Origin of the sequence: Arthrobacter sp. NQ4, from assembly GCF_029077345.1 — a bacterium.
Lineage (GTDB): Bacteria > Actinomycetota > Actinomycetes > Actinomycetales > Micrococcaceae > Arthrobacter.
On record NZ_JARETC010000016.1, the window covers coordinates 31,952 to 53,808 of the forward strand.

Sequence of the window (21,857 nt, forward strand, 5' to 3'; positions counted from 1 at the left end):
ATCAGTGCTGTTCCGACTGGCGGCGGAGGAAATCGATGGTGGCGGCAACGGCCTGTTCCGCGGCACCGCTGTTACCGTCCGGGCTGGCCCACATATGGTCCGCGCCCTCCAGCAGGAGGAGTTCGACGGCGTTGCCCGCGTCTTCCAGCGCCCCGGCCAGCGAGGCGGACTGCTCCACCGGGACGAAGCGGTCCGCCGTTCCATGGATGAGGAGGAAAGGCGGGGCGCCTGCGTGGACGTAGCTGAGGGGGCTTGCGGCCTTGGCCTTGTCCTGAGCGTCGGCCGGCTGCGCGCCGATCAGCAGTGCTTCGCGGGATCCGGGATCATCCGCCCGGGCCACGGCATCCGGCCGTGCCTGTCCACCCATCCTGAGCAGGTCCGTGGGCGGGTACCAGGCCACGACGCCGGTAACCCGGTCGTCGTCCGGCGCGTCGTTTCCGGCATGGACCGGGAAATCCGCGGTCAGGCCCAGGAGGCTGGCCAGGTGGCCGCCGGCCGAGTCGCCCCAGGCGTAGATGCGGTGCGGGTCCACGCCGTATTCGGCCGCGTGGGTGCGGAGCCAGCGGACAGCTGCCTTGGCGTCCAGCAGCTGGGCCGGGAAGGTGGCAACCGTGCTGAGCCGGTAGTCCGCCGAGGCCACGACGAACCCGGCATCGGCCAGCTGCTCGATGGGGCTGAGTCCGAAACCGTCAACAGCGGGGCCCAGCGAAGACCGCTCCCCCGTCCGCCAGCCGCCGCCGTGGAAGTGGACCACCGCCGGCCGGCCGGCCTGGCGCGTTGCTCCCGCGGGAAGGTAGAGGTCCAGCAGCAGCGGCTCCGCGTTCTGTGGCCGGGCGAACTCGATCCCTTTGAGGATCCGCCGTCCCGTCATCGTTGACTCCATGTGTAGCGCGCCGTTTCTGTGCTGTGTGTTGAAGCGTTGGTGAACTGCTCAATGGGGTGGGGGCCCGCAACGGGCCCGTCGTTCATGGACTCAACTCTGTGCCATGGGCCGCCCCGCACGCGCCGCCAGTTTCACTGAATGAAACTGCTTCCCTGCACGCAGTATCCTGGCCGGCGTCGCGTGCGCCGGGGTTGAACCTGACGCGGCGTCAGGTCCTACGGTGGGCGGTATGGAACAACCGGAAGAACCCCGCTGGAGCATCGGCGAACTGGCCTCGGCCACGGGAGTCACCGTCAGGGCGCTGCACCACTACGACAGCATCGGGCTGCTCCACGCCAGCGGCCGGACCGCCGCCGGCCACCGCCGCTACACCGAACCTGACCTGCGGCGGCTGTACAGCATCCGGACCCTGCGCAGCCTGGGCGTGCCCCTCGCCGAGATCGCACCGGTGCTGGACCAAGCGGGCGGCGATCCGGAGTCCCTGCACAAACTGCTGCGGAGGCAGCTCGATGCCTTGGGCGAGCAGGCCCTGCAGCTGGAACAGCTCCAAGAGACCATCCGGGAGCTGCTGGCACGCCTCAGCGGACACGGGCACGCCGGGCCCGCCGATTTCATGACTGTTTTGGAAAGGATGACGATGTTCGAGAACTACTTCACCGGGGACCAGCGCCGGGAGCTCGAGGAGCGGCGGGCCCAGCTGGGGCAGGAGGCAACGGACCAATCACGGACTGAGTGGGCGGGGCTGGTGGAGGAGGGCCTGCGGCAGGTCCACGGCGGCGTCCCAGCCACCAGCACCGAGGCCCGGGAGCTGGTGCGCCGCTGGGATGAGCTGGGCTCGCGTTTCCACAGCGGCGAGGGCACCAAGGAAGCCGCCCGCACCATGTGGAACGAGAACAGCACCGAATTGAGCCTGGGCCTGCCGTGGACCGCGGAGCAGCTGCAGGCCCTGGTGGCGCACCTCCAGGCGGCCCGGGAGGCGCGCTGAGGGTTCCCTGCTCGCCTGCGCTTAGCTGACCAGGATCTGGGTAGCGGATTCCTTGAGCTTGCCGTTGGCCCACTTCATTTGGCGGATGGTCTGCGGGTGGCACTTCTCCGCCAGGGCCAGGAGGTTCTTGTCCTTCATCCCCTGGGCGGCCTGGGCCAGCAGTTCCCAGTCTGCTGACACCCCGCAGGCCTTCAGGTAGAGCTCGCGGAGGTCCCGCAGCAGCAGCATCCCGGTTTCCGGACGCCGGCCCATCATCTCGCTGCCCTTCTCCCGGATGGTTTCCATCAGCCCGGCCTCACCGCGGGGCTCCGGGTCAAGGTCCTGGCCGTAGTTCTTGGCGATGTCCGCGATGTCCCGGACGTGCTGCTGCGACCAGCGCGCCAGGTCCCGGGCCAGGTGGTAGATCTCGTGGTCCACCTTGTGCCGCTCGGAGATGACCAGCAGGTGGTGCGCCAGGTCGTTTTCGGAGCGGTGCATTTCCTCCAGTACCAGGCCGAATTTCATCGTGCCCCTCCTGCCGCGTCCATGGATTCATCCGCCAGCGCGCTCAAAATTCCCTTGGTCCTGGCCCCTTCGGCGAATTCCCCGGCCGGAGCCGAGGCCGTGGTGGTGGGCGCTGAAGAGGGCCCGTCACCGCGGGAAATACGGGTAATGCGGGCTGCCGCGGTCTTGAAGATGGGCTGCTTGGACGCCGCATCCCAGTCGGTGATGGTCAGTTCATTCGCAGCCCTGCCGGGCCCGTCCGGCTGGTGTCCGCCCTTCGTGTCCCAATAGCCGTAATGGAAGGGCAGGAACAGGACCCCGTTGCGGATGCCGCTGATCCGCACCCTGGCACGGACGGCCCCACGGGGCGTCTCCACCTCCGCAAGGTCGCCTTCGGCAATCCCGTACGCGCCGGCGTCGTCCGCTGACAACTCCACCCACACGTCAGGCGCGGCCGCCTGGAGCTCCGGGGTCCGCCCCGTCTTGGTGCGGGTGTGGAACTGGTAGAGCGTGCGGCCGGTGATGAGCTGAAGCGGGAAGTCCTGGCTGGGCAGTTCGTGCGGCGGCATGTATCCGGCGGCCTTGATGATGGCCTTGCCCTCCGGGTTGAGCGCCTTGTACTCCGTGGGGTCCACGGGCGCGCCGGTGATAAGGTCGCGGCCGTAGGTCTCGCAGTACTCCGGGTGCGCCCAGAACTTCCCGTCAGCATAGATCCGTTCTGTGCCGTCCGGGTTCTCTTCGTTGCAGGGCCATTGGATGCCTGAGCCGCCGCGGAGTTTGTCGTAAGTGATGCCGGTGTAGTCGCAGGGCCGGCCGCGGGTGCATTCCTTCCAGGCTTCGAAGGCCGACTCGGGATCGTGCCACTTGATCAGCGGCCGGCCGTCCTTGTCCTGCAGTCCCATGCGGTGCGCGTAGTCGATGAAGATCTCCAGGTCCGGCCTGGCCTCGCCCGGCGGGTCCACGGCCCTCTCGGAGAGGTGCACGGTACGGTCCGCGTTGGTGAAGGTGCCGGTCTTTTCGCCCCAGGTGGCGGCGGGAAGCACCACGTCGGCCAGCTGGGCGGTCTCGGACAGGAAGATGTCCTGCACCACCAGGAACAGGCGGTCCTGTTCCAGGATGCCGCGGATGCGTGCCAGCTCGGGCAGCGAGACGGCGGGGTTGGTGCCGCTGACCCACAGCATCCGGATGGAACCGTCCTCCGCGTACCGCATCATCTGCATGACGTGCGTGGGCGGGGAGTAGTGCGGGATGGACATGGGATCGATGTTCCAGACCCGGGCCAGGTCCTGGATGTGCGCATCGTTGGACCAGTTCCGGAAGGCGGCAAGGTCGCCGTCGGCCCCGCATTCCCTGGTGTTCTCCGCCGTGGGCTGGCCGTTCATCTGCAGGATGCCGCAGCCGGGCTTGCCCAGCATGCCGCGGATGATGTTGACGTTGTTCACCTGCACGGCGGCGGCGGTGGCCTGGTTGGACTGGTAGAAGCCCTGCAGCACCGTGGACAGCAGCCGCTCCGCGTGGCCGACGATGCTGGCCGCCTCGGTGATCTGCTCCGCCGGGACGCCGCAGATTTCCGCCACGAGGGCCGGCGGGTAGTTCTTGACCTCTTTTTCGAGCTCCGGGTACCCCACGGTGTGCGCCTGGATGTACTCCCGGTCCACCCAGCCGTTGGTGATGATCTCGTGCAGGATGCCGTTCATCAGGGCCACATTGGTGCCGGGCCGCGGCGCCAGGTGCACGGTGGCTGCCCTGGCCACGGGCGTCATGCGCGGGTCTACGCAGATGATCTTGGGCGGGTTGGGGCCGGCCAGCCGGTCCAGCATCCGGGTCCAGAGGACGGTCTGGGTTTCGGCCACGTTGTGCCCGTACAGGGCGATCACATCGGCGTGGTCCACGTCCGTGTAGGAGCCGGGCTGCCCATCACAGCCAAAGGATTCCTTCAGGGCCTCCCCCGCCGTCGCCGTGCACAGCCGGGTGTTGCCGTCCACATGGTTGGTGCCGATGCCGCCGTGGGCCAGCGTGCCCAGGGTGTAGTACTCCTCGGAGAAGAGCTGGCCGGTGGTGTAGAAGCCAAGGGCGCTGGGGCCCTGTTCCGCGAGCAGCGCCTTGGACTTGTCCACGATGCGCTGCATGGCGGTGTCCCAGTCCGTTTCCACCAGCTTTCCGCTCTCGCGGATGAGGGGCTTGGTGAGCCGGTCCGGGGAGGCGTTCGCCTGCCAGCCGTAGAGGTCCTTCGGGCCCAGGCGGCCGTGGTTGACCCGGTCCACGGCCCGTCCCCGCACGCCGACGATTCTGTTGTCCTTGACGGCGATGTCCATGGCGTCGCCGTTGGAGTGCAGGAGCGAGGCCGTCTGGACCCACCGCTCCACGTCCTCCGGAGCCACTCCTTCGGCCAGGTGGGTGTCCACCCGGACGGGCCAGTCACCGCCGGTGCCGTACGGCGTCCGTGTCCCCCATGGTTCAGCTATCCGGTCAATCCGAGCCATCTGTCCATCTCCTTACAGGAACTGGCGGACAGCGTCGAAACGGCGCTGTCCTTACCGGAGCCTGTACCCGGAATGGCTGGCTGTTAACGGGCCCCTTAGGCTTGTTTGTCCCGCAGCGGGCGCCGGGCGAGCCAGGCGGCCACGATGGCGCCGGAGATGTTGTGCCACAGCGAGAAGACCGCGGACGGCAGTGCAGCCAGCGGGGTGAAGTGGGCGGTGGCCAGCGTCGCCGCCAGGCCGGAGTTCTGCATGCCCACTTCGAACGCAAGGGCGCGGCGGGCTTTGTCGTCCAGGCGGCCCAGCTTGCCGGCCAGGTAGCCAAGGCCCAGCCCGAACCCGTTGTGCAGCACCACGGCGAGGAACACTATGGCCCCGGCCTCAATGATCTTGTTGGCGCTGCCGGCCACCACGATGGCCACGATCAGGGAAATCACGACGGCGGACGCCCACGGCAGCGCAGGCAGCACCTTGGCGACGAGCTTCTTGAGGAAGACCCGGGCGAGGAGGCCGGCGACCACCGGCAGCAGCACGGTCTTGACGATGTCCAGGACCATGCCGGCGGCATCGATCTGCAGGTACGAGCCGGCCAGGAACAGGACCAGCAGCGGGGTGACGATCGGTGCGATCAGGGTGGAGACGGAGGCCACCGCCACGGAGAGGGCAACATCGCCCTTGGCCAGGAAGGCCATGACGTTCGAGGCCGTGCCGGAGGGTGCGCAGCCCACCAGGATTACGCCGACGGCCAGTTCGGGCGGGAGGTTCAGGGCGCCCGCGATCAGCCAGCCGGCGCCGGGCATGATGATGTAGTGCGCCACGATCCCCAGGGCCACAGCCCACGGCCGCTTGGCCACCGCGGCGAAGTCCGGCGGGGTGAGGGTCAGGCCCATGCAGAACATGATGATGCCCAGCAGGTAGGGCACGCTGGGGGCCATGGGCTTGAAGACCCCGGGGAGCAGGAAACCGAGGATGCCGGCACCGACCACCAGGATGGGGAACACCGTTACCGCGATGCGGGCGATTTTGCTTTCCGCTTCGAGCGCGGGGTTGACGGGCGTCCCGTCCGGGGACTTCTGGGGTTTAGTTGCCTCAAGCATCCAATAATGGTGGCACTGTCCTATAGGATTCCGCCAATTGATGACCGTGAGCGGTAACAAGGCCGGGGCCCCCACGGCAATGCGCCTTTGAGGTCGACGCCTTGCCCGCCGAAGCGCAGCGAGTGTCCTCACGACGGCACACCTGGGATCTGGGCGGAACGGGAAGCGATGGTCCGAGGGTAGTCCTTGACTGGCAACGGCAGCGCCACGGACCGGAGCTGGTTCGTGGCGCTGTCATTGAGGCGGGTGCTGGGGAGTTAGGGCGAGAGTTCCTCGAGGACCCGGCCTTTGGTTTCGATGGCGAAGAAGATAGTCACCAGGCCGCCTATCAGGGCAACGGCTGCGAAGACGGTGAACACCAGGCTGATTCCGTAGTTGTCCACGATCCAGCCGACCAGGATGGGGCCGATGGCGGAGCCTGCCCGGAGCCAGGCGCTGCCGAAGCCCGTGCCGATGGCGCGGAGCCGGGTCGGGTACAGCTCGGCGGAGTAGAGGTAGAGCGAGAAGGAGATGGTCTGCAGGATGGCGTAGGCGATGCTGGCGAATACTACGACCTGTGTCGCCGACACGGCGCCGAGGGCTGTGAGGATGACAAGAGGGACGGTCGCGGCCAGGAAGGCGAATGTGTACCAACGTTTACGGCCTACGCGGTCGATGAGCAGCGCGCAGAGGACGGAGGCCACAACACCGACAGCGGACGTGACCCAGCCGTAGGCGAGGCTGGTTTGCAGGGGAAGGTTGAAGGTTTGCTTGTAGAGCGTCGGCAGCCAGGTGACCAGGCCGTTGTTGACCATGTATACGCAGATCCAGAGCATCCAGATCATGAAGGTGCGCTTTTTGTATATCCCGGAGAACAGTTCACGCCAGTCGGTACGGGCCGTGGCCTTGGGGTCAACGGGCCGAACCACGGGTTCGGAGAGTGTATGTCCTGCCTTGACCGCTTCCTTTTCGAGCATTGAGACGACAGTCTCGGCCTTGTGGACGTGACCCCTGGATGCCAGCCAGCGCGGTGATTCAGGCATAAGCCAGCGCATGGGGATTGTGAGCAGGGCAGGCACGATGCCGACGATGAACATGGCTTTCCAGCCCACGACAGGGACCAGGAAGTATCCGGCGATGCCGGCAAACATCAGGCCGACCGGGAAGATTACCTCGTATAGGAGGAAGAACCTGCCACGCTTCCTGGCACCGACGAATTCGTTGATGTAGGCACTGGCGACCGGTACTTCGCCGCCAGTGCCGATGCCCTGGATAAAGCGGAAGATGATCATGGACGTGGCGCCCCACGCGAAGAGGCAGGCGATGTCCATGGAGACGAAGAGCAGGATCGTAAAGAGCAGGACGGGCAGTCGGCCGATTCTTTCGGCGAGGTGTCCAAAGAAGAGGGACCCGAAGATCTGGCCGACGTACCCTGCGGAGAGGATCATGCCGATTTCCCCGGCATTCAGGTGCCATTCCGAGGACAGTTGGGGCATCGCGAAGGCGATTGCCAGGACGGTGTAGGCGTCGAAGAACGTGGCTGACCCGATGACCACGCGGATCACGGTCAGCCGTCGCGTGAGCGGGAGCCGTTCGAGGCGGGCTACCAGCTCTGCATTGATCCTGGCGGCATTGGCGCCGCCGGCCATAGTTTTAGTGTTGTTCGGCTCGCGCATGGCGAGTCCTCCTTCTCCAGCAGCGATGCTGGGGTCCTCATTGACCAAGAGTGGAGATGGCTAAAGCCTAGGGGAGGATGGCGGGAGTTGCTCCCGCCATCCTCAGGATCCGTCGATCAGGCGTTGACGGTGACCTTGCCGATGTTCGCGGCAGCGAAGGCTTCCGCGATTTCGGTTTCGGCGCCCTGGGGGAGGGGCAGGAGCGGGGTGCGCACTGTCGCGTGGTCCAGGATGCCGCGGTTCACAAGGCCCCACTTCAGGGCGACCGTGCCTTCCATGTGGGAGCCGCGGTGGTAAACGTTCTTCGTTACCGGGAGCAGCCGCTCATGGATTGCGTGGGCTTGCGGGTAGTCCTGCGCCTTGCCGGCTTCGATCAGTTCGACGAGCAGTTCGGGGGCGATGTTGCCGTAGCCAACGAGCAGGCCGTCGACATCGAACATGGTCGGCAGCAGGTATTCGTCGTGGCAGGACAGGATCTGCAGTTCGGGGTACGCGGCGCGCAGCGCGGGGATCTCGGTGTACCACCGGCGCATGTTCCGGACACCGTTCTTCGTGGCGAAGACTCCCTCCTGGCCGGCGATCTCCAGCTGGGTTTCGAGGTCGTAGCTTGCCTTGGTGTTGTCGGGGTACTGAAACAGGATCAGCGGCAGACCGGATTCGTCGTAAATCTCCTGATAGCGCGACTGGGGTGCGCCCTTCTGGTAGCCGAAGCGCAGCCACCCGTGCGAGGGGTAGACGAGACCAGCTGACGCGCCGGCATCGACGGCCTTTCTGGCTTCGAGGGCCGCTGTCTTATTGCCCTCCTTCGTGATGCCCGCTACAACCGGTACCCGGCCGTCGGTCGATGCCACGAACGCGCGGATCACGTCCAGCTGCTCCTCTTCGGTGAGGAACGTCCCTTCGCCGGCGTGCCCCAGAACGACGAGGCTCTTCACGCCCTCAATCGATCCGAGCCACGAACCCAGGCGCTGGATTGCGGCGAAGTCGACGGCGCCATCTTCGGTGAACGGGGTGACAGGTGCGGGGTTGAGTCCGCGGAGATCGAGTGCCATTGCAGCTACCTTCTTGTCTTCTTTGATGGTCGGTAGTCCCGCTATGATGAGAACGTTTGCGGGAACGTTTTCAAGTTTGCACGTGTCGCAGCTCACTGTCAAGAGAACGTTTGCAAGAAGGAGGAATAGAGTGGCTGTAACACCCTTGCTGAAGAGGAGAACCGCGATGGAACGTCCCGCCCCCGCAGGGATTGTCACGCTCAAGGATGTCGCGGCTGCCAGTGGCGTGAGCATCTCGACCGCCAGCCGCGCGCTGGATGAACGCACCACCTCCAGATCCGCGGCGGCAGCCCATGTCCGGAAGATCGCGGAAGAACTCGGGTACCGCCGGAACTCTTTTGCTTCAAGTTTGCGGCGTGGTGAGACCCGCACCCTTGGTGTCCTTGTCCCGCGTTTGAGCGACACGGTTATGGCGCTGATGTTCGAAGAACTCGAAAAGGCAGCGTCATCCCGGGGCTACTTTGCGATGGTCGCCACCAGCGGAGATGACCCCGTGGATGAACGCAGCGCGGCCGAAACACTCCTCGATAGAAACGTCGATGGGTTGATTCTCGCCACGGCGCGGCTCGATGACGAGCTCCCCCGACTGCTGCGTGAGCGCCGTGTAGCGCATGCGCTGGTGCTCCGAACTGACGGCATCAGTCCCTCTGCGCTCGGAGACGACGAGGTCGGCGGCTACCTCGCCACACGTCACCTTATCGACCTGGGCCATCGCAACATTGCTGTCGTTACCGGCCCCGCTTTCACCTCCACCGGAACCGCACGCTTGGCGGGAGCACGCAGAGCACTGAATGAGGCAGGCATCCAGCCGCGCGAAGAATGGCTTATCGCTGCCGGGTACGGCATCGAGAATGGCTACACGGCCGGCGAAACGCTCCTCGCAGGAACACCGCAATCCCGCCCGACAGCCATCTTCGCCGCCAATGACAACATCGCCATGGGTGTCATGGCCGCAGCCCACCGCAACGGGATCAGCATCCCCGACCATCTGGCATTGGTCGGATACAACGACACGCCATTGTCCGCCCGGCTGCCGACGCCCCTAAGCTCGGTGCACGTTCCCCTGGACCAGATAGCAGCCACCGCCATCGACCTCATCGTCAACCCAGGCATCGAACCACTCATCCGCCGGTCCATGCCCACTCTCATCCCACGCCAATCCAGCGGAGCGCCCCAGCGCACCGGTACGTGAAACAGCACCCCAGGCGGTTACCTGGGCTGCGAAGTCGTTGACATCCACGGAAGCTCCGCTGTTGTCGAAATCGAGGTGGCGCGCTTCCTTCCACCGCAGTCTCGGTGTCACTGTCCAAACGGGCGCCCGTGGACGTGCCGCCTGACAGGGCTCATCGCCCCTTAAGACAATCGCCCGCCCCGGAAACCGAGGCGGGCAGCTGTATGTCCCTGACGTCAGAGCTGCTTGCGGAGCTCCATCTTGCGGATCTTGCCGCTGGCGGTGCGCGGCATGTCCTCCACCACCACCAATGACTTGGGGATCTTGTAGCGGGCGAGCCTGCCGTCGAGGAAGCTGCGCAGCTGCTCTGCGGTCAGCGATTCCCCTTCGCGCAGGGTCACGATCGCCTGCGGGACCTCGCCCCATTTGTCATCCGGGACGCCGATGACGGCCACGCTGCCCACGGCACCGTGCTCGGAAATGACCGCCTCCACCTCCGCCGGGTAGATGTTCTCCCCGCCGGAGATGATCATGTCCTTGAGCCGGTCCGAGACGAACAGGAAGCCTTCCTGGTCCCGGTAGCCCATGTCCCCCGAGCGGAACCAGGCCCCGTCCGCGTAGCTGGCGGCGGTGGCCTCCGGCCGGTTCCAGTACTCCTTGATCACGTTGGGGCCGCAGATCTGGATTTCCCCCACCTCGCCCGGTGCCACCGCGCCACCCATGGGATCGGCGATCCGCAGGTCGGTGAAGAAGTGCGGCAGGCCCGACGAACCGGCTTTCTCCCTGGACCGGTCCACGGGCAGCATGGTGACGCCGGGGGCGGTTTCGGTCATGCCGTAGCAGCTGGTGAAGCCGATGCCGCGGTCCTCGTACGCGTCCAGGACCCGGCGCGGAATCGCGGAGCCGCCGCAGGTCAGCTTGTCCAGCGAGCTGAGGTCCGCAGTTGCCCATCCGGGATCTTCGCAGAGCAGCTGGAACGTGGTGGGCACCCCATTGAGGGTGGTCACCTTGTGCTCCTGGATCAGGTCCAGGACCCTGGCGGGATCGAACTTGGCCTCGAGCACCACGGTGGCGCCCTTCAGCAGCATCGGCAGCAGGCCCATGTCCAGGGACGCCACGTGGAACAGCGGCGAGATCATCAGCGCCACGTCGTTGCGGTTCAGGTCCATGTCCACAATGGTATTGATGCAGTTCCAGGTGATGTTCCCGTGCGTCAGCAGGGCACCCTTGGGCTTGCCCGTGGTCCCGGAGGTGTACAGGATCATGGCGCCGTCGTCATGGCCCACGGGCACGTCGGGGTGCTCCGGCGCTGCTGCCTGCAGCGCCTCCCCGTACCGTTCCACCGTGACGGAGTGTCCGACGGCGGCGGGTAACGTGATACCGGAAGGTTCCGTCCCGCCGTCGGCCGCGACGACCAAGCGGTGCGTCACCGCCGTCCCTTCCACCGCGGCCGATGCAGGCGCCTCCAGGGCGCCGGCGTTGACCAGGAGCCGGGCTCCGGAATCCTGCAGCTGGAACTGCAGCTCGGGCGGTGCGAGCCGGGTGTTGAGCGGCACGAAGATGGCACCGAGGAGGCCGCAGGCGAAGAAGGTCTCCACGAAGGAGGGGTGGTTCTCCCCCAGGTAGGCCACCCGGCCCCCCTTGGCCACGCCCCGGTCGCGGAGCGCGTTGGCCAGGCGGTCGGTCCGCTCGGCAAGCTCCTCGTAGCTCAGGGTGCCCGCTGCTGACAGCAGGGCCGTCTTGGTGCCCGACTTGCGGCGGCGGCGCTGCAGCCAGGAGCCAACTCCGTTGTTGTCCATGGTTCTCCTAACGGACCGTGGTGAGGTCGTTGTTCTTAGATTCCCGCGTCAGGGCGATGAAGACAATCGAGACCAGCGCCATGACGGACAGGAACACCACTACCGGGAGGATGTTCTGGCCGGAGTCCTTGTAGAGTCCGGCGATGATGCCCGGAGTGAAGCCGGCGCCGATGAGCGTGGCCAGCTGGTAGCCCACCGCGGCGCCGGTGTAGCGGGACGTGGTGCCGAACTGTTCGGACACGAATGCCGCCAGCGGCCCGTAGAGGGAGGAGTGGAGGATCAGCGCCACCGTGAAGGCCACGAACACCAGGCCCACATTGCCCGAGCCGAGCATCCCGAACATCGGGAAGAGGTAGGCGATGAACAGGGCCAGGCCGGCGATCATTACGGGGCGGCGGCCGAACCGGTCCGACAGGCGTCCGCCCAGGAGGACGAAGACGATGGAGATGGCCGAGGCGCCGGCGAAGGCGTAGAGCACGCCCTGCTGGGGGGCGCCCTTGGACACGGCGTAGGTCACCGAGAAGGTGGGCAGCACCACCTGCAGGCCGAATCCGGCGGCGCCGGCGAACATGATCATTATCAGAGCCTTGGGCCGGCGGAGCACGTCCAGCAGCGGGATCTTGCGCTTGGCGCCCTGCGCCTCTTCCTTGGCCACGGCCTCGGCGAAGATGGGGCTTTCAGAAACCCGCAGGCGGACGAACATGCCCACGATGAGGAGCACGAAGGACAGCAGGAACGGCACGCGCCAGCCCCAGGCCAGGAAGGCGTCCTGCGGCAGGGCCGAGAAGGCGCCCATCACCAGGGTGCCCAGCACGGCGCCGGTGGGGGCACCGGCGTTGACGAACGACGCCGCGAAGCCGCGCCGTTTCGGGTCCGAGTGTTCCAGCGCCATGAGCGCGGCCCCGCCCCATTCACCGCCGACGGCGATGCCCTGACAGACCCGCAGCAGCACCAGGATGACGGCTCCCCACGGCCCGATCACGCCGGCGCCCGGAATCAGGCCGATCAGGGTGGAGGCGATGCCCATCATGGCCATGGAGATGATGAGCATCCCCTTGCGGCCCACCTTGTCGCCGAAGTGGCCGAAGATGATCCCGCCCAGCGGCCTGGCCACGTATCCGGCAGCAAAGGTGGCGTAGGCGGCGACGACGCCCACCCATTCATCCGTGCCGGCGAAGAAGACCTTGGGGAAGGCCACTGCTGCGGCGGTGGCGTACAGCAGGAAGTCGTAGAACTCGATAGTGCTGCCCAGATAGCTGGACAGGATGACCGTGCGCGCTTCCTTGCGCTTGGCGGCCGTGCCCGCGGGTGCGAGCGTGGTGTGTCCGGACATGGCTGTTCCTAAAGACGGAGGAATGTGGGGGTTTTTGGGGTTGCCTGAGGCGGCGGCGCCGGGGCGCGCCGCCTGGGGGGTGGGAAACGGCTGTTCCTGGTGGAAGCGGGCTACTTGTAGAAGCGGGCCAGGAATTCGGCGACGACGGCCGGGCGTTCCTGGCCTTCGATCTCGATGGTGGCGTTGACCTTGATCTGGGCGCCGCCCTTGACCTCGGCCACGTCGGCGATGGTGGCGTGCATGCGGACCTTGGAGCCCACCTTCACGGGAGAGGTGAAGCGGACCTTGTCCAGGCCGTAGTTCACCTTGGTGGTGACGCCTTCGACGTCGAACAGCTCGCCCCAGAACGGGATGATCAGGGACAGCGTGAGGAAGCCGTGGGCGATCGGGGCGCCGAACGGGCCGTCCTTAGCGCGCTCGGGGTCCGTGTGGATCCACTGCTGGTCGTCGGTGGCGTCCGCGAACTGGTTGATCTGGTCCTGGGTGATCTGGCGGTAGTCGGTGGTGCCGAGGTCCTTGCCGGACAGGGTGAGCAGGGTGTCGAAATCGACGACGAGATTGGGCATCGTTGCCTCCTGGGCTGGTGTGTGGTTGTGGTGCTGTGCAGGTGTTGCAGGGCTTAGCGGGTGAAGGCGCTCTCGCCGGTGAGGGCGCGGCCGATGATGAGGGCGTTGATGTCGTGGGTGCCCTCGTAGGAGTAGACGGCCTCGGCGTCGGCATGGAATCGCGCGACGTCGGTTGCCAGGGTGATGCCGTTGCCGCCCACCACTTCGCGGGCCAGGGCTACGGTGTCGCGCATGAACAGGGACGTTTGCATCTTGGCCAGGGCGGAGTCCTGGTCGCGGTAGATGCCTTTGGCCTGCTGTTCCGTAAGCCTGACCACCAGGGACAGGCTCGCGGTGATGTTGCCGAGCATGCGGGCCAGTTTTTCCTGGACCAGCTGGAAGGAACCCAGGGTGCGTCCGAACTGACGGCGTTCGTTGACGTAGGCGAGGGCGGCTTCGAAGGCGCCGGCGGCGATGCCGGTGGCGATCCAGGCGACGTCCGAGCGCATGGCCCGGAGCATCGCGGCTACGTCCTTGAAGGAGTTCACGTTGTGCAGCCGCATGGCATCGGGGACGCGGACACCGGTGAGGGTGATGTGGGCGTTCTGCATCATCCGCAGCGAGGTCTTGCCCTGGATTTTCTCCAGGGTGACGCCGCCGGCTGTGCGGTCCACGAGGAAGGCCTTGACCTGCCCGTCCGCGGTGTCCCGGGCGAATACTGCGAGGACGTCCGCGGTGGCTGCGCCGCCGATCCAGCGCTTGGCGCCGTCAAGGATCCAGCTGCCGTCGGCCTGCCGCCGGGCGGTGGTGGAGAGTCCGCCGGCGATGTCCGATCCGGATTCCGGTTCGGTCAGCGAGAACACGCCTTTGAGCGAGAAGTCGATAACCTTGGGCATCCATTCGGCCTGCTGTTCCGGCGAGGCACCCACGCGGATGGCTGTCCGGAACAGGCCGGCCTGGGCGGTGTACCAGGTAGCCAGGGACGCGTCCGTGCGGGCAAGTTCGAAGATCCGGAAGCCCTGGTAGATGCCGCGGGCGGGTCCGTGTTCTGCACCCGCGGCGCCGGTGAGTTCGGCTGGTTCCATGAGGTCCAGGTCGATCAGCGGCCGGGCGAGCTGCTCCGGAAACTCACCGCGCTCCCAGTACTCGGCCAGGAGTGGCCTGGCTTCTGAATCGAGGAAGGTCCGCAGCCGGGACAGGACCTGGCGCTCCTCGAGCGTGAGCAGGGACTCGGCGTCATACCAGTCCGCGCCGGAGTAGAGGCGGGCACCCAGGGCGGCCTCCGCCGTCTTCAGCGTGCCCATTTCAGGCCCCCAGTCCGAGGAGGCGGACCGCGTTGTCTTTGAGGATCTTGGGCCGGACCTCGTCCTTCAGCGGGAGGTCCGCGAAGGCGCCCAGCCACTTCTGCGGGGTGATCAGCGGGAAGTCGGTGCCGAACAGCACCTTGTCCTGGAGGTAGGAGTTGGAGGCCTTGACCAGGGATTCCGGGAAGTACTTGGGCGACCAGCCGGAGAGGTCGATGAAGACGTTGGCCTTGTGGGTGGCGATGGAGTTGGCTTCGTCCTGCCAGGGCACGGACGGGTGGGCCATGATGATCTGCAGGCCCGGGAAGTCCGCGGCAACCGCGTCCAGCAGCAGGGGGTTGGAGTAGGCCAGCTTGATGCCGAAGCCGCCGGGAAGGCCCGCGCCCATGCCATTTTGGCCGGTGTGGAAGATGGCGGGCAGGCCCAGATCCTGGAGGGTTTCCCAGAGCGGGTAGAAGCGCTCGCTGGAGGGGTCGAAGCCCTGCAGGGAGGGGTGGAACTTGAAGCCGCGGGCGCCGAGTTCGATTGCCTGGTGCTTGGCGCCGGCGATGGCGTCCTCGCCGGTGCGCGGGTCCACGCTGCCGAACGGGATCAGGACGTCATTGTTCCGGGCAGCACCGGCGATGAGTTCGGGGATGCTGTTGGGCTCGTGCTTGAGCTGGGTGCGGGCGTCCACGGTGAAGACGACGGCGGCCATGTTCAGTTCGCGGTAGACCTCGGCGATGCGGTCCAGGGAAGGGGCGCGGTCCTCGGACTTGAAGTATTTGGCCGAGGCTTCGGTCAGTTCCTCCGGCAGGGAGCCGTGGCCGCAGCTGTCCACCTCGAGGTGGACGTGCATGTCGATGGCATCGAGCTTTGCCGGGTCGATGCCCAGTTCGTAGCGGTCGGCCATGGTCAGCGGGCCTCGGCGGGCTGTGCAGGCTTCAGGTCCTCCGGCAGCGGGAGGAATTCCTCGCCGTAGCTCTGGAGCGTACTGGCGGTGAACAGCTGGCCGGCGTTTTCCTGCAGCGCCTCGTAGCTCCAGCCGCCCTCACGGTACTCGGTGGTGGCCGCTTCCGGGTGGGTCCAGACCTGGAGCCGGTCACCGCCGGCGCCGATGGCCTGGCCGGTGATGTTGGCTGCCTCGTCGGAGGCGAGGTAGGCAACCAGGCCGGAGACGTCGTCGGCCGTTCCAAAGCCCAGGTCATGGCGGAAGAAGGACGGCATGGCCTCGCCGCGCTCGTCCGCTTCCACGGCCTTCTGGAAGTAGGGCACGGTCTTGGTCATGGCGGTGGCGGCCACGGGGATGACGCTGTTGACCGTCACGCCGGCCTTCTTCATTTCCAGCGCCCAGGTGCGGACCATGCCCACGATGCCTGCCTTGGCGGCGGCGTAGTTGGTCTGGCCGAAGTTGCCGCGCTGGCCAGTGGGCGAGCCGATGGTGATGATGCGGCCCTGGACGTTGTGTTCCTTGAAGTAGGCGTAGGCCTCGCGGACGCAGGTGAACGTCCCCTTGAGGTGGACGTTGATCACCAGGTCGAAGTCCTCGTCCGTCATTTTCAGCAGGGACTTGTCGCGGAGGATCCCGGCGTTGGTGACCAGGATGTCCAGGCGGCCGAAGGTGTCCACGGCGCCGGCCACCAGGGCCTTGGCTGCGTCGGTGGTGCCCACCGGAACCACCACGGCGGTGGCGCGGCCGCCATCGGCCTCGATCTGCGCGACGGCCTGCGCGGCGGTGTCCGCGTTGACGTCATTGATGACGACGGCGGCACCCTGGCGGGCGAGTTCCCTTGCGTAGGCGAGCCCGAGGCCCTGCCCGCTGCCGGTGACAATTGCAACCTTGCCGTTCAAGCTCATGGCCTGCTCCTTCGCATGCGCCGGCCGAAGCCGTTGGGGTGGTCCCACTGCGGTGTGAGATCCTTGTTGAAATCAATGAAATTACGGATCATTGAAAAAGTCAACGATTGTTTTTTACACCGGAGTTGTGATGGCCACCTTGGGCACCGAAGTTCAGACACCCCGCCTTGCGGCAGCCAGGATCGGCAGCGATGTGGGCCTGCTGCTCGCCAAGCTGCACGCCGCCGGCTCGGTGCTGAACAACAAGGCGTTGGCTGACTTCGGCCTGCGGGAACGCTCCTTCTCCATCCTGACGCTGGCCTGCAGCGGGCTCGAGCCCACGCAGCGGGAACTGGCGGACTTCCTCAGCCTGGACCCCAGCCAGGTGGTCACCCTTGTGGACGACCTGGAACGTCGCGGCCTGGTGGAACGGGCGCAGGGAAAGCAGGACCGGCGCGCCAAGATCATCGTCTCCACTGCCGAGGGGCGGAAGATGCACGCGAAGGCCCGCACCGCCATGGACGCCGCCGAGCTGAACCAGCTGGCCGTGCTGTCCGGGGAGGAGTCGCAGGAATTGAAGCGGCTGCTCCGCAAGGCACTGTGGGGCGCGGCGGAGTAGGCGGCAGCCTTAGAGGCGGCACCGTCGCGGGCTGCTTTGCGTGTTACGGGAATTGTTGGGCTGCCCGACCGTGGGCAGCTCCGCAAACGCGTCGGGAGCCAGCGAGACGTCGCTTGCACCAAGGGCTTCGGGACAATCTGGGCTGTAGCGTTTAGGGCACCTTCACCGGGCATTATTGCGGGCGGGGTATACGGGACACCTTGAACTGCTACTCCACAAAACCGCATGTCAGCACCGGGTTGTCCCGGTAGAGGACCGGCTTACGGGCGTCCCCCAGTGGGTCCAGAACGGTGCGAATTTGTCCCGGCCTGTCTGCAGCGATTGGTGGGGCGGAATGCTCAAAAGATGATCAAGACTAAAGTTGTCCATCTGCACGGGACCATACTGTGGTCATGAAGAAGTCCCGATATGCAATCGGCATGATTGTTGGAATCTTTGCCACGCTAGTCGGCTTATTCAACTTGCTCAGGCCCGGGGGAAACGTTGCCTCTGGGCTCTTCACCGGTCTAGGCGGTCTGGTCATCCTCATTGGCACTTACGTGGTCGACCGCAAAGCAAGGGCCCCAGGCCGGCCCGGATATGAGCCCAGGGAGTAGGGCACCACAGTTGCCTTGTCCCGTATGGCATGAATCTGCGTGGCACAGGCTTGGTTGGCCCGCTTGTCCCATACATGATCAGGAGCCCATCCAGAGAGGGATCAATTTCTGGCTTCCAGCGAGGACCAACAACATGGAAAGACAATCCTGTTTGGATGGCTGTAGAGGGGGAATCAGATGGAAGTGGAACCCGGCGTTGACCCTGCTGCGACGAAACGTTGGGCCGCTGCACAGGAACTGGCCGCGGGGGTCCGGGACGAGCATTACACGCGACGCCGTACTAAGTTGTGGGTCCTGATTCTGCTCCTCCTGATCGGTGTCGGAGGGCTGGATTTTTCCTCGGCATTGCGCTCCCTAGGAGTCCGCGCGCAGGGGTCTCCGAGCTACGAACCTGGGGCGCAATCGTCCTTCTGGGCTGCGCGTTCGTCTGGATGGTCTTCGTTTTCATCCATGCTTTTCGGACCGAGACCTACATTCCCAGGTGGAAAGCCATCCTCTCGCCACTGACGAGGCAAGAACGTCGGAAGGTCGTCAAACAGTGGCGAGGACTTGTACCGGTGGCGTCCCAGGACTTGCCGCTTATCCGGGCAGCCGCGGTCCAGACGCAAACCCAGATTGATTTCCAGCTACGTCTGCTCATTGTCTGGGCTTTTCTCCTGCCCGCCCAGATGCTCAACAGCAGTTCAGAGATCCTGCAGGTCCTGTTCGGAATTACTGCCGTTTTGTTCGTGATTGCGGCAGGATTCCTCCTCCGTGACCGTCGACGTATCACTCGCTTCCTCACCCGCGCTCCTAGAACCTGAGCCCTTGCTGAATGAATTCGGCCACATCGGGCAAGAGCACCACGTGTTCGCTTACGGATGCCCAATCGCCCTTGCACAGAGGACAAAAACGCCGGGCGATGCCCAACCTTTGGTTACGGTTGTCCATGTTCTGCGCGGCGTCAGAACCATTGCCAGACGTCCCTCATAAGCCAAACCAAGAACATGGCGAAAAGAGACGGCGGAATCAGGTAGAGCACCCAGTTGTCGTGCCATTTTCGTTTCGCCATTGTTCTTCCTCCGTTCGATGCCACTCTATGAGTGGTGGACATCCTCCGGTAGGTAGCTCGAAAACTGAGTGCTTGGAAACCACTTAACGGGGCCCGCCAAGGGCTCTTGGACACTAGAGCGACTTCAGGTCAGCGGCAAATCCTCCAAAGCGACGGAGGGGTAGGCGTCGCCACCACCATGCATCTTTAGCGTCGGTACTGTAGAAGCGCCCTAACTCTTCGGCAGTGTCCTCGGTTGTTGCGGCCAGAAAACGCAAGTCCAGGGCGTTCAGTTCCGGTGCCCGGACTGTTCGCACGTGCTCTGCAATCAATGGCCACACGGCCGCCAACCAGTCACGGCAGGCCAAGTCGTTCGTGTATTCGTCCACCATGTCGCTGTAACCCAGTTCGACCTGGGCCACGAGCTGCTCCCAGGCTGTCATCATCTCATCGAGGGTGAACGCTTTCTTCCAGCCACGTTCTCGGAGTATCCGACCTGCCTGATCGAGCGACTCATTGTCCTCGGCCGTGAATTCATACATGGCTCCCATTGTCAGTCCCTCAGGGCGGCCCAGCACAAAATCGCCCGAAGAAGGATCCCCGGACTGGAATCGAGATTGTTGCTAGCGGCGATGAAAAGTCAGACTGCCGAGGGCCGTCCTACATCGTACGGGTCCCAGCCGAGCTGCCAGAAGGCCTCTAGCCCGTGTTCATGTATGAAGAGGCGCTCGGCTTCGTGAATCGGGTAGAGGCCGCAAATGTTGATGGGCCGGGTCTCTCCGACGTTGATGTCGGCGAAGTCGACACGGTCCAGAACGGCTGGTGCAAAGATGACGAATGCCGTCATTTCAGAGTCGGGGGCGATCCTCTCGCCCAGGTTTATCGTGTCCCCGTAATGGAACGGGTTGTCTCCGCGTTGGGTCTCTCCGATGTGTCCAAGGACCAGCGGCCACCGAAGGTCATCTGACCTTACGCTGATACAAAGCTCAGGTTTGCCAAGTCGCCAGTGGGGATGATCGGCCAAGCTGACGCCGTAAGTGATGCCGGTCAGCATTCCGGGCCCAGGAATATCGTCGTAGACGACCACCGTCACGCGGGGTAAGCCTCGGCTCCCCTCGAACGGAAAGAAGCGCGGCTCAATTCCGCCCCTTACATGGTCCAGGTGGGAGAAAAACTGCTCTACTCGAGTGGGCACCACGCCACACTAACAACCAAACACCCCGCGTCAGGAAGCGAAGCAAAACTGTCAGCTCGGCAATACGTAACCCCGGGACGGCGAGTCGGATGGTCTGCTTCCGTATGACGGTAGCTCACCGGACGTGTAAGGCGTGCGGTAGAGGATCGGCTTACGGGCAGGGTCTGGACGCCGGATGAGTACGCGGCCCGGGTGTGCAGCCAACGTCATCCTCTTTACCTCGGCGGTGGTCCGAAGGGCTGCGGGTGAAGCGCTGGTTTAGTCTTTGAGAGAGCAGGCGCGTATCGATGTTCTGGATCTGCAGCGGGGACAACTTAGAGGATTGTGTGGGACTTCCATGCGTAAGGGAAATCTGCAAGCTTGGATGATAGGGACCGGCGCCCTTTTGGCGGCATCGGCAATGCTTTTGGCAGCATGTTCTTATTCAGCGCCGACGCCGGCCCCCACTACCTCCAGCGCTTCCCTTGAAGCCGAGTCAGCGGCGGGTGTAACCTCCAGTTCCCCGGCCATTGCCCCGGTTAACGACAAGCGCGACATCCGCTGCTATTACCGCGCCGACCTCACCACCACCTACCCCGTCAAAGCGGACCCTAAAGTGATCATGCCGCCATACCTCAGCACGGGGATCATGATGGCAGGATTCGACGCGAAGAATAACCCGAACCCTGGTGACCCGAACGCAGGAATGCAACAGATCACTGACCCCATTAACCAGTGTGGCGGGCTATGGGACATGGGATCGATGAACCCTCAGGGGATCACTGACGATCTCATTCCCGCCGGTTTCGTCCGAACCACTCCCACTGCCGACCCCGGCAAGTCAAGCGCCAACGGCAGGCCGAGCGATAAGTACGGCAATCCACTGGGTGGGGCCGCCGGGACGAACAAACTCATCGGCCAGTACGTCCCACAGCTGACCGCGTGCGTCGTCGACAACAGCGTTGCCGTCATCCCCGGAGGACCCGAAATCTGCGCCCACCTTGGAATCCCCTCCCTGGAGCAATAGCGAGGCGCTGTCCGGTAAGGGATCGGCTACCGGACAGACGCCCTGCTCCGTGCGAGCCAATCTCTTTCCAGTGCGACAGTCCCGCCCGTAAGCCGGTCCTCTATAGGGACAACCAGGTGCCGGGCCGCCTGTCATTTTCCGAAGTCGTCTGCACAAATTTCCACAGTCGTCTGCACAATCACTGCAGGGCGCGCTAGAGGATCCTGTGCCGGCCGCGACGACCAGCTAATAGCCCTGTGCAGGAAATTTTCGAGCGCAGGCGCAGGCTGTAAAAAAGGGGACCGGGAAATCCACGTCCGCTACGCTCCGGTGTATGCCTTCCTCTTGGACCGTCCTGATCGCTGTGCACGCAGTGGCTGCCAGCTATGCACTCATCTTTGGAGCCGTTAACCTGCTGCGTCGGACCAAGGGAGGCACCCTTCATAGGGTCGTAGGCCGAATTTGGGTTGCCGCCATGTACGTCGTGGTGCTGACCTCTTTCGGAATCCGAACCATAGACGGTGGGTTCAACTGGCTCCATGCACTCTCAGTTCTGACGTTTTGCACACTGACGGCAGGGCTGTGGGCTGTCCGGAAAGGAAATATCCGTTCCCACCGCAGCTTCATGACGGGTAGCTACTTCGGTCTCCTCGGCGCCTTCATGGGCGTGCTGGCAGTGCCCTCGCGTCGCATCCCCCAGCTCGCTGCCCATGAGCTTCCCCTGCTGGGCCTGCTCATCCTGGTTCTGCTGGGCACAGCAGCTCTGACGATTCTGGGGTTTGCCCAGTTGCGCACAGCGCAAAGGCCCCTCCGCGCCCGGTAGAGGATCG

General features: G+C 64.9%; 19 protein-coding genes. 5 read left to right on the plus strand and 14 right to left on the minus strand.

The window, feature by feature from the left end:
• Position 1 precedes the first annotated feature (1 nt).
• On the minus strand, positions 2-871 hold the full coding sequence (locus PUN51_RS19235) for an alpha/beta hydrolase (protein ID WP_275182176.1): 870 nt from the start codon (positions 869-871) through the stop codon (positions 2-4).
• Between the two features lie 241 nt (positions 872-1,112).
• Between PUN51_RS19235 and PUN51_RS19240 the strand changes: the two genes are divergently transcribed.
• Positions 1,113-1,868 (plus strand): MerR family transcriptional regulator, encoded by a 756-nt coding sequence (locus PUN51_RS19240; protein ID WP_275182177.1) that lies wholly within the window; start codon positions 1,113-1,115, stop codon positions 1,866-1,868.
• A 21-nt stretch (positions 1,869-1,889) separates the two neighbouring features.
• On the opposite strand, the gene PUN51_RS19245 is transcribed toward PUN51_RS19240, so the two are convergent.
• From PUN51_RS19245 to PUN51_RS19265, 5 genes are all read right to left on the minus strand, one after another.
• Positions 1,890-2,372, minus strand: coding sequence for a hypothetical protein (locus PUN51_RS19245; RefSeq protein ID WP_159633993.1), 483 nt, complete (start codon positions 2,370-2,372; stop codon positions 1,890-1,892).
• Positions 2,369-4,834, minus strand: coding sequence for a molybdopterin oxidoreductase family protein (locus PUN51_RS19250; RefSeq protein WP_275182178.1), 2,466 nt, complete (start codon positions 4,832-4,834; stop codon positions 2,369-2,371). The genes PUN51_RS19245 and PUN51_RS19250 overlap by 4 nt, the downstream gene beginning before the upstream one ends.
• Before the next feature lie 95 nt (positions 4,835-4,929).
• Positions 4,930-5,928, minus strand: a complete 999-nt coding sequence (locus tag PUN51_RS19255; RefSeq protein WP_275182179.1) for a bile acid:sodium symporter family protein — start codon at positions 5,926-5,928, stop codon at positions 4,930-4,932.
• A gap of 257 nt (positions 5,929-6,185) precedes the next feature.
• Positions 6,186-7,583: an MFS transporter gene (locus tag PUN51_RS19260; RefSeq protein WP_159634002.1), complete on the minus strand. Its 1,398-nt coding sequence runs from the start codon at positions 7,581-7,583 to the stop codon at positions 6,186-6,188.
• Positions 7,584-7,699: 116 nt separating this feature from the next.
• Positions 7,700-8,635 carry a dihydrodipicolinate synthase family protein gene (locus tag PUN51_RS19265; protein WP_275182180.1) on the minus strand — a complete coding sequence of 312 codons (936 nt, stop codon included), beginning with the start codon at positions 8,633-8,635 and terminating at the stop codon, positions 7,700-7,702.
• 166 nt (positions 8,636-8,801) lie between these two features.
• On the opposite strand from PUN51_RS19265, the gene PUN51_RS19270 reads away from it, so the two are divergent.
• Positions 8,802-9,827 (plus strand): LacI family DNA-binding transcriptional regulator, encoded by a 1,026-nt coding sequence (locus tag PUN51_RS19270; RefSeq protein ID WP_159635900.1) that lies wholly within the window; start codon positions 8,802-8,804, stop codon positions 9,825-9,827.
• 215 nt (positions 9,828-10,042) lie between these two features.
• Here PUN51_RS19270 and PUN51_RS19275 read toward each other — a convergent pair whose 3' ends face one another.
• The 6 genes from PUN51_RS19275 to PUN51_RS19300 form a co-directional block, all read right to left on the minus strand.
• Positions 10,043-11,605, minus strand: coding sequence for an acyl-CoA synthetase (locus tag PUN51_RS19275; RefSeq protein ID WP_275182181.1), 1,563 nt, complete (start codon positions 11,603-11,605; stop codon positions 10,043-10,045).
• A gap of 7 nt (positions 11,606-11,612) precedes the next feature.
• Positions 11,613-12,938, minus strand: a complete 1,326-nt coding sequence (locus PUN51_RS19280; protein ID WP_159634012.1) for an MFS transporter — start codon at positions 12,936-12,938, stop codon at positions 11,613-11,615.
• A 110-nt stretch (positions 12,939-13,048) separates the two neighbouring features.
• On the minus strand, positions 13,049-13,504 hold the full coding sequence (locus PUN51_RS19285; RefSeq protein WP_275182182.1) for a MaoC family dehydratase: 456 nt from the start codon (positions 13,502-13,504) through the stop codon (positions 13,049-13,051).
• Positions 13,505-13,557: 53 nt separating this feature from the next.
• The gene (locus tag PUN51_RS19290) at positions 13,558-14,787 is read right to left on the minus strand and encodes an acyl-CoA dehydrogenase family protein (protein ID WP_275182183.1); all 1,230 of its coding nucleotides are present in this window, start codon (positions 14,785-14,787) and stop codon (positions 13,558-13,560) included.
• A gap of 1 nt (position 14,788) precedes the next feature.
• On the minus strand, positions 14,789-15,679 hold the full coding sequence (locus PUN51_RS19295; protein ID WP_275182184.1) for an amidohydrolase family protein: 891 nt from the start codon (positions 15,677-15,679) through the stop codon (positions 14,789-14,791).
• A gap of 2 nt (positions 15,680-15,681) precedes the next feature.
• The gene (locus PUN51_RS19300; protein ID WP_275182185.1) at positions 15,682-16,623 is read right to left on the minus strand and encodes an SDR family NAD(P)-dependent oxidoreductase; all 942 of its coding nucleotides are present in this window, start codon (positions 16,621-16,623) and stop codon (positions 15,682-15,684) included.
• A 130-nt stretch (positions 16,624-16,753) separates the two neighbouring features.
• On the opposite strand from PUN51_RS19300, the gene PUN51_RS19305 reads away from it, so the two are divergent.
• Complete coding sequence (locus tag PUN51_RS19305; RefSeq protein ID WP_224027260.1) at positions 16,754-17,221, plus strand: MarR family winged helix-turn-helix transcriptional regulator; 468 nt, start codon at positions 16,754-16,756, stop codon at positions 17,219-17,221.
• A gap of 1,760 nt (positions 17,222-18,981) precedes the next feature.
• Here the strand turns inward: PUN51_RS19305 and PUN51_RS19310 are convergent.
• Positions 18,982-19,389, minus strand: a complete 408-nt coding sequence (locus tag PUN51_RS19310; protein WP_275182186.1) for a hypothetical protein — start codon at positions 19,387-19,389, stop codon at positions 18,982-18,984.
• 98 nt (positions 19,390-19,487) lie between these two features.
• Positions 19,488-19,940: a suppressor of fused domain protein gene (locus PUN51_RS19315; RefSeq protein ID WP_275182187.1), complete on the minus strand. Its 453-nt coding sequence runs from the start codon at positions 19,938-19,940 to the stop codon at positions 19,488-19,490.
• A 502-nt stretch (positions 19,941-20,442) separates the two neighbouring features.
• Here PUN51_RS19315 and PUN51_RS19320 point away from each other — a divergent pair.
• Together PUN51_RS19320 and PUN51_RS19325 are read left to right on the plus strand one after the other, a co-directional pair.
• Complete coding sequence (locus PUN51_RS19320) at positions 20,443-21,048, plus strand: hypothetical protein (RefSeq protein ID WP_275182188.1); 606 nt, start codon at positions 20,443-20,445, stop codon at positions 21,046-21,048.
• 313 nt (positions 21,049-21,361) lie between these two features.
• Complete coding sequence (locus PUN51_RS19325; protein WP_275182189.1) at positions 21,362-21,850, plus strand: DUF2306 domain-containing protein; 489 nt, start codon at positions 21,362-21,364, stop codon at positions 21,848-21,850.
• Positions 21,851-21,857: the final 7 nt, after the last annotated feature.

Coding starts and splice junctions, on each gene's coding strand:
- PUN51_RS19250 (WP_275182178.1), bottom strand. CDS start 4,834: ATGGCTCGGATTGACCGGATAGCTGAACCATGGGGGACACGGACGCCG.
- PUN51_RS19300 (WP_275182185.1), bottom strand. CDS start 16,623: ATGAGCTTGAACGGCAAGGTTGCAATTGTCACCGGCAGCGGGCAGGGC.
- PUN51_RS19310 (WP_275182186.1), bottom strand. CDS start 19,389: ATGTATGAATTCACGGCCGAGGACAATGAGTCGCTCGATCAGGCAGGT.
- PUN51_RS19275 (WP_275182181.1), bottom strand. CDS start 11,605: ATGGACAACAACGGAGTTGGCTCCTGGCTGCAGCGCCGCCGCCGCAAG.
- PUN51_RS19295 (WP_275182184.1), bottom strand. CDS start 15,679: ATGGCCGACCGCTACGAACTGGGCATCGACCCGGCAAAGCTCGATGCC.
- PUN51_RS19245 (WP_159633993.1), bottom strand. CDS start 2,372: ATGAAATTCGGCCTGGTACTGGAGGAAATGCACCGCTCCGAAAACGAC.
- PUN51_RS19260 (WP_159634002.1), bottom strand. CDS start 7,583: ATGCGCGAGCCGAACAACACTAAAACTATGGCCGGCGGCGCCAATGCC.
- PUN51_RS19240 (WP_275182177.1), top strand. CDS start 1,113: ATGGAACAACCGGAAGAACCCCGCTGGAGCATCGGCGAACTGGCCTCG.
- PUN51_RS19280 (WP_159634012.1), bottom strand. CDS start 12,938: ATGTCCGGACACACCACGCTCGCACCCGCGGGCACGGCCGCCAAGCGC.
- PUN51_RS19235 (WP_275182176.1), bottom strand. CDS start 871: ATGACGGGACGGCGGATCCTCAAAGGGATCGAGTTCGCCCGGCCACAG.
- PUN51_RS19290 (WP_275182183.1), bottom strand. CDS start 14,787: ATGGGCACGCTGAAGACGGCGGAGGCCGCCCTGGGTGCCCGCCTCTAC.
- PUN51_RS19305 (WP_224027260.1), top strand. CDS start 16,754: ATGGCCACCTTGGGCACCGAAGTTCAGACACCCCGCCTTGCGGCAGCC.
- PUN51_RS19255 (WP_275182179.1), bottom strand. CDS start 5,928: ATGCTTGAGGCAACTAAACCCCAGAAGTCCCCGGACGGGACGCCCGTC.
- PUN51_RS19285 (WP_275182182.1), bottom strand. CDS start 13,504: ATGCCCAATCTCGTCGTCGATTTCGACACCCTGCTCACCCTGTCCGGC.
- PUN51_RS19265 (WP_275182180.1), bottom strand. CDS start 8,635: ATGGCACTCGATCTCCGCGGACTCAACCCCGCACCTGTCACCCCGTTC.
- PUN51_RS19325 (WP_275182189.1), top strand. CDS start 21,362: ATGCCTTCCTCTTGGACCGTCCTGATCGCTGTGCACGCAGTGGCTGCC.
- PUN51_RS19320 (WP_275182188.1), top strand. CDS start 20,443: ATGCTTTTGGCAGCATGTTCTTATTCAGCGCCGACGCCGGCCCCCACT.
- PUN51_RS19270 (WP_159635900.1), top strand. CDS start 8,802: ATGGAACGTCCCGCCCCCGCAGGGATTGTCACGCTCAAGGATGTCGCG.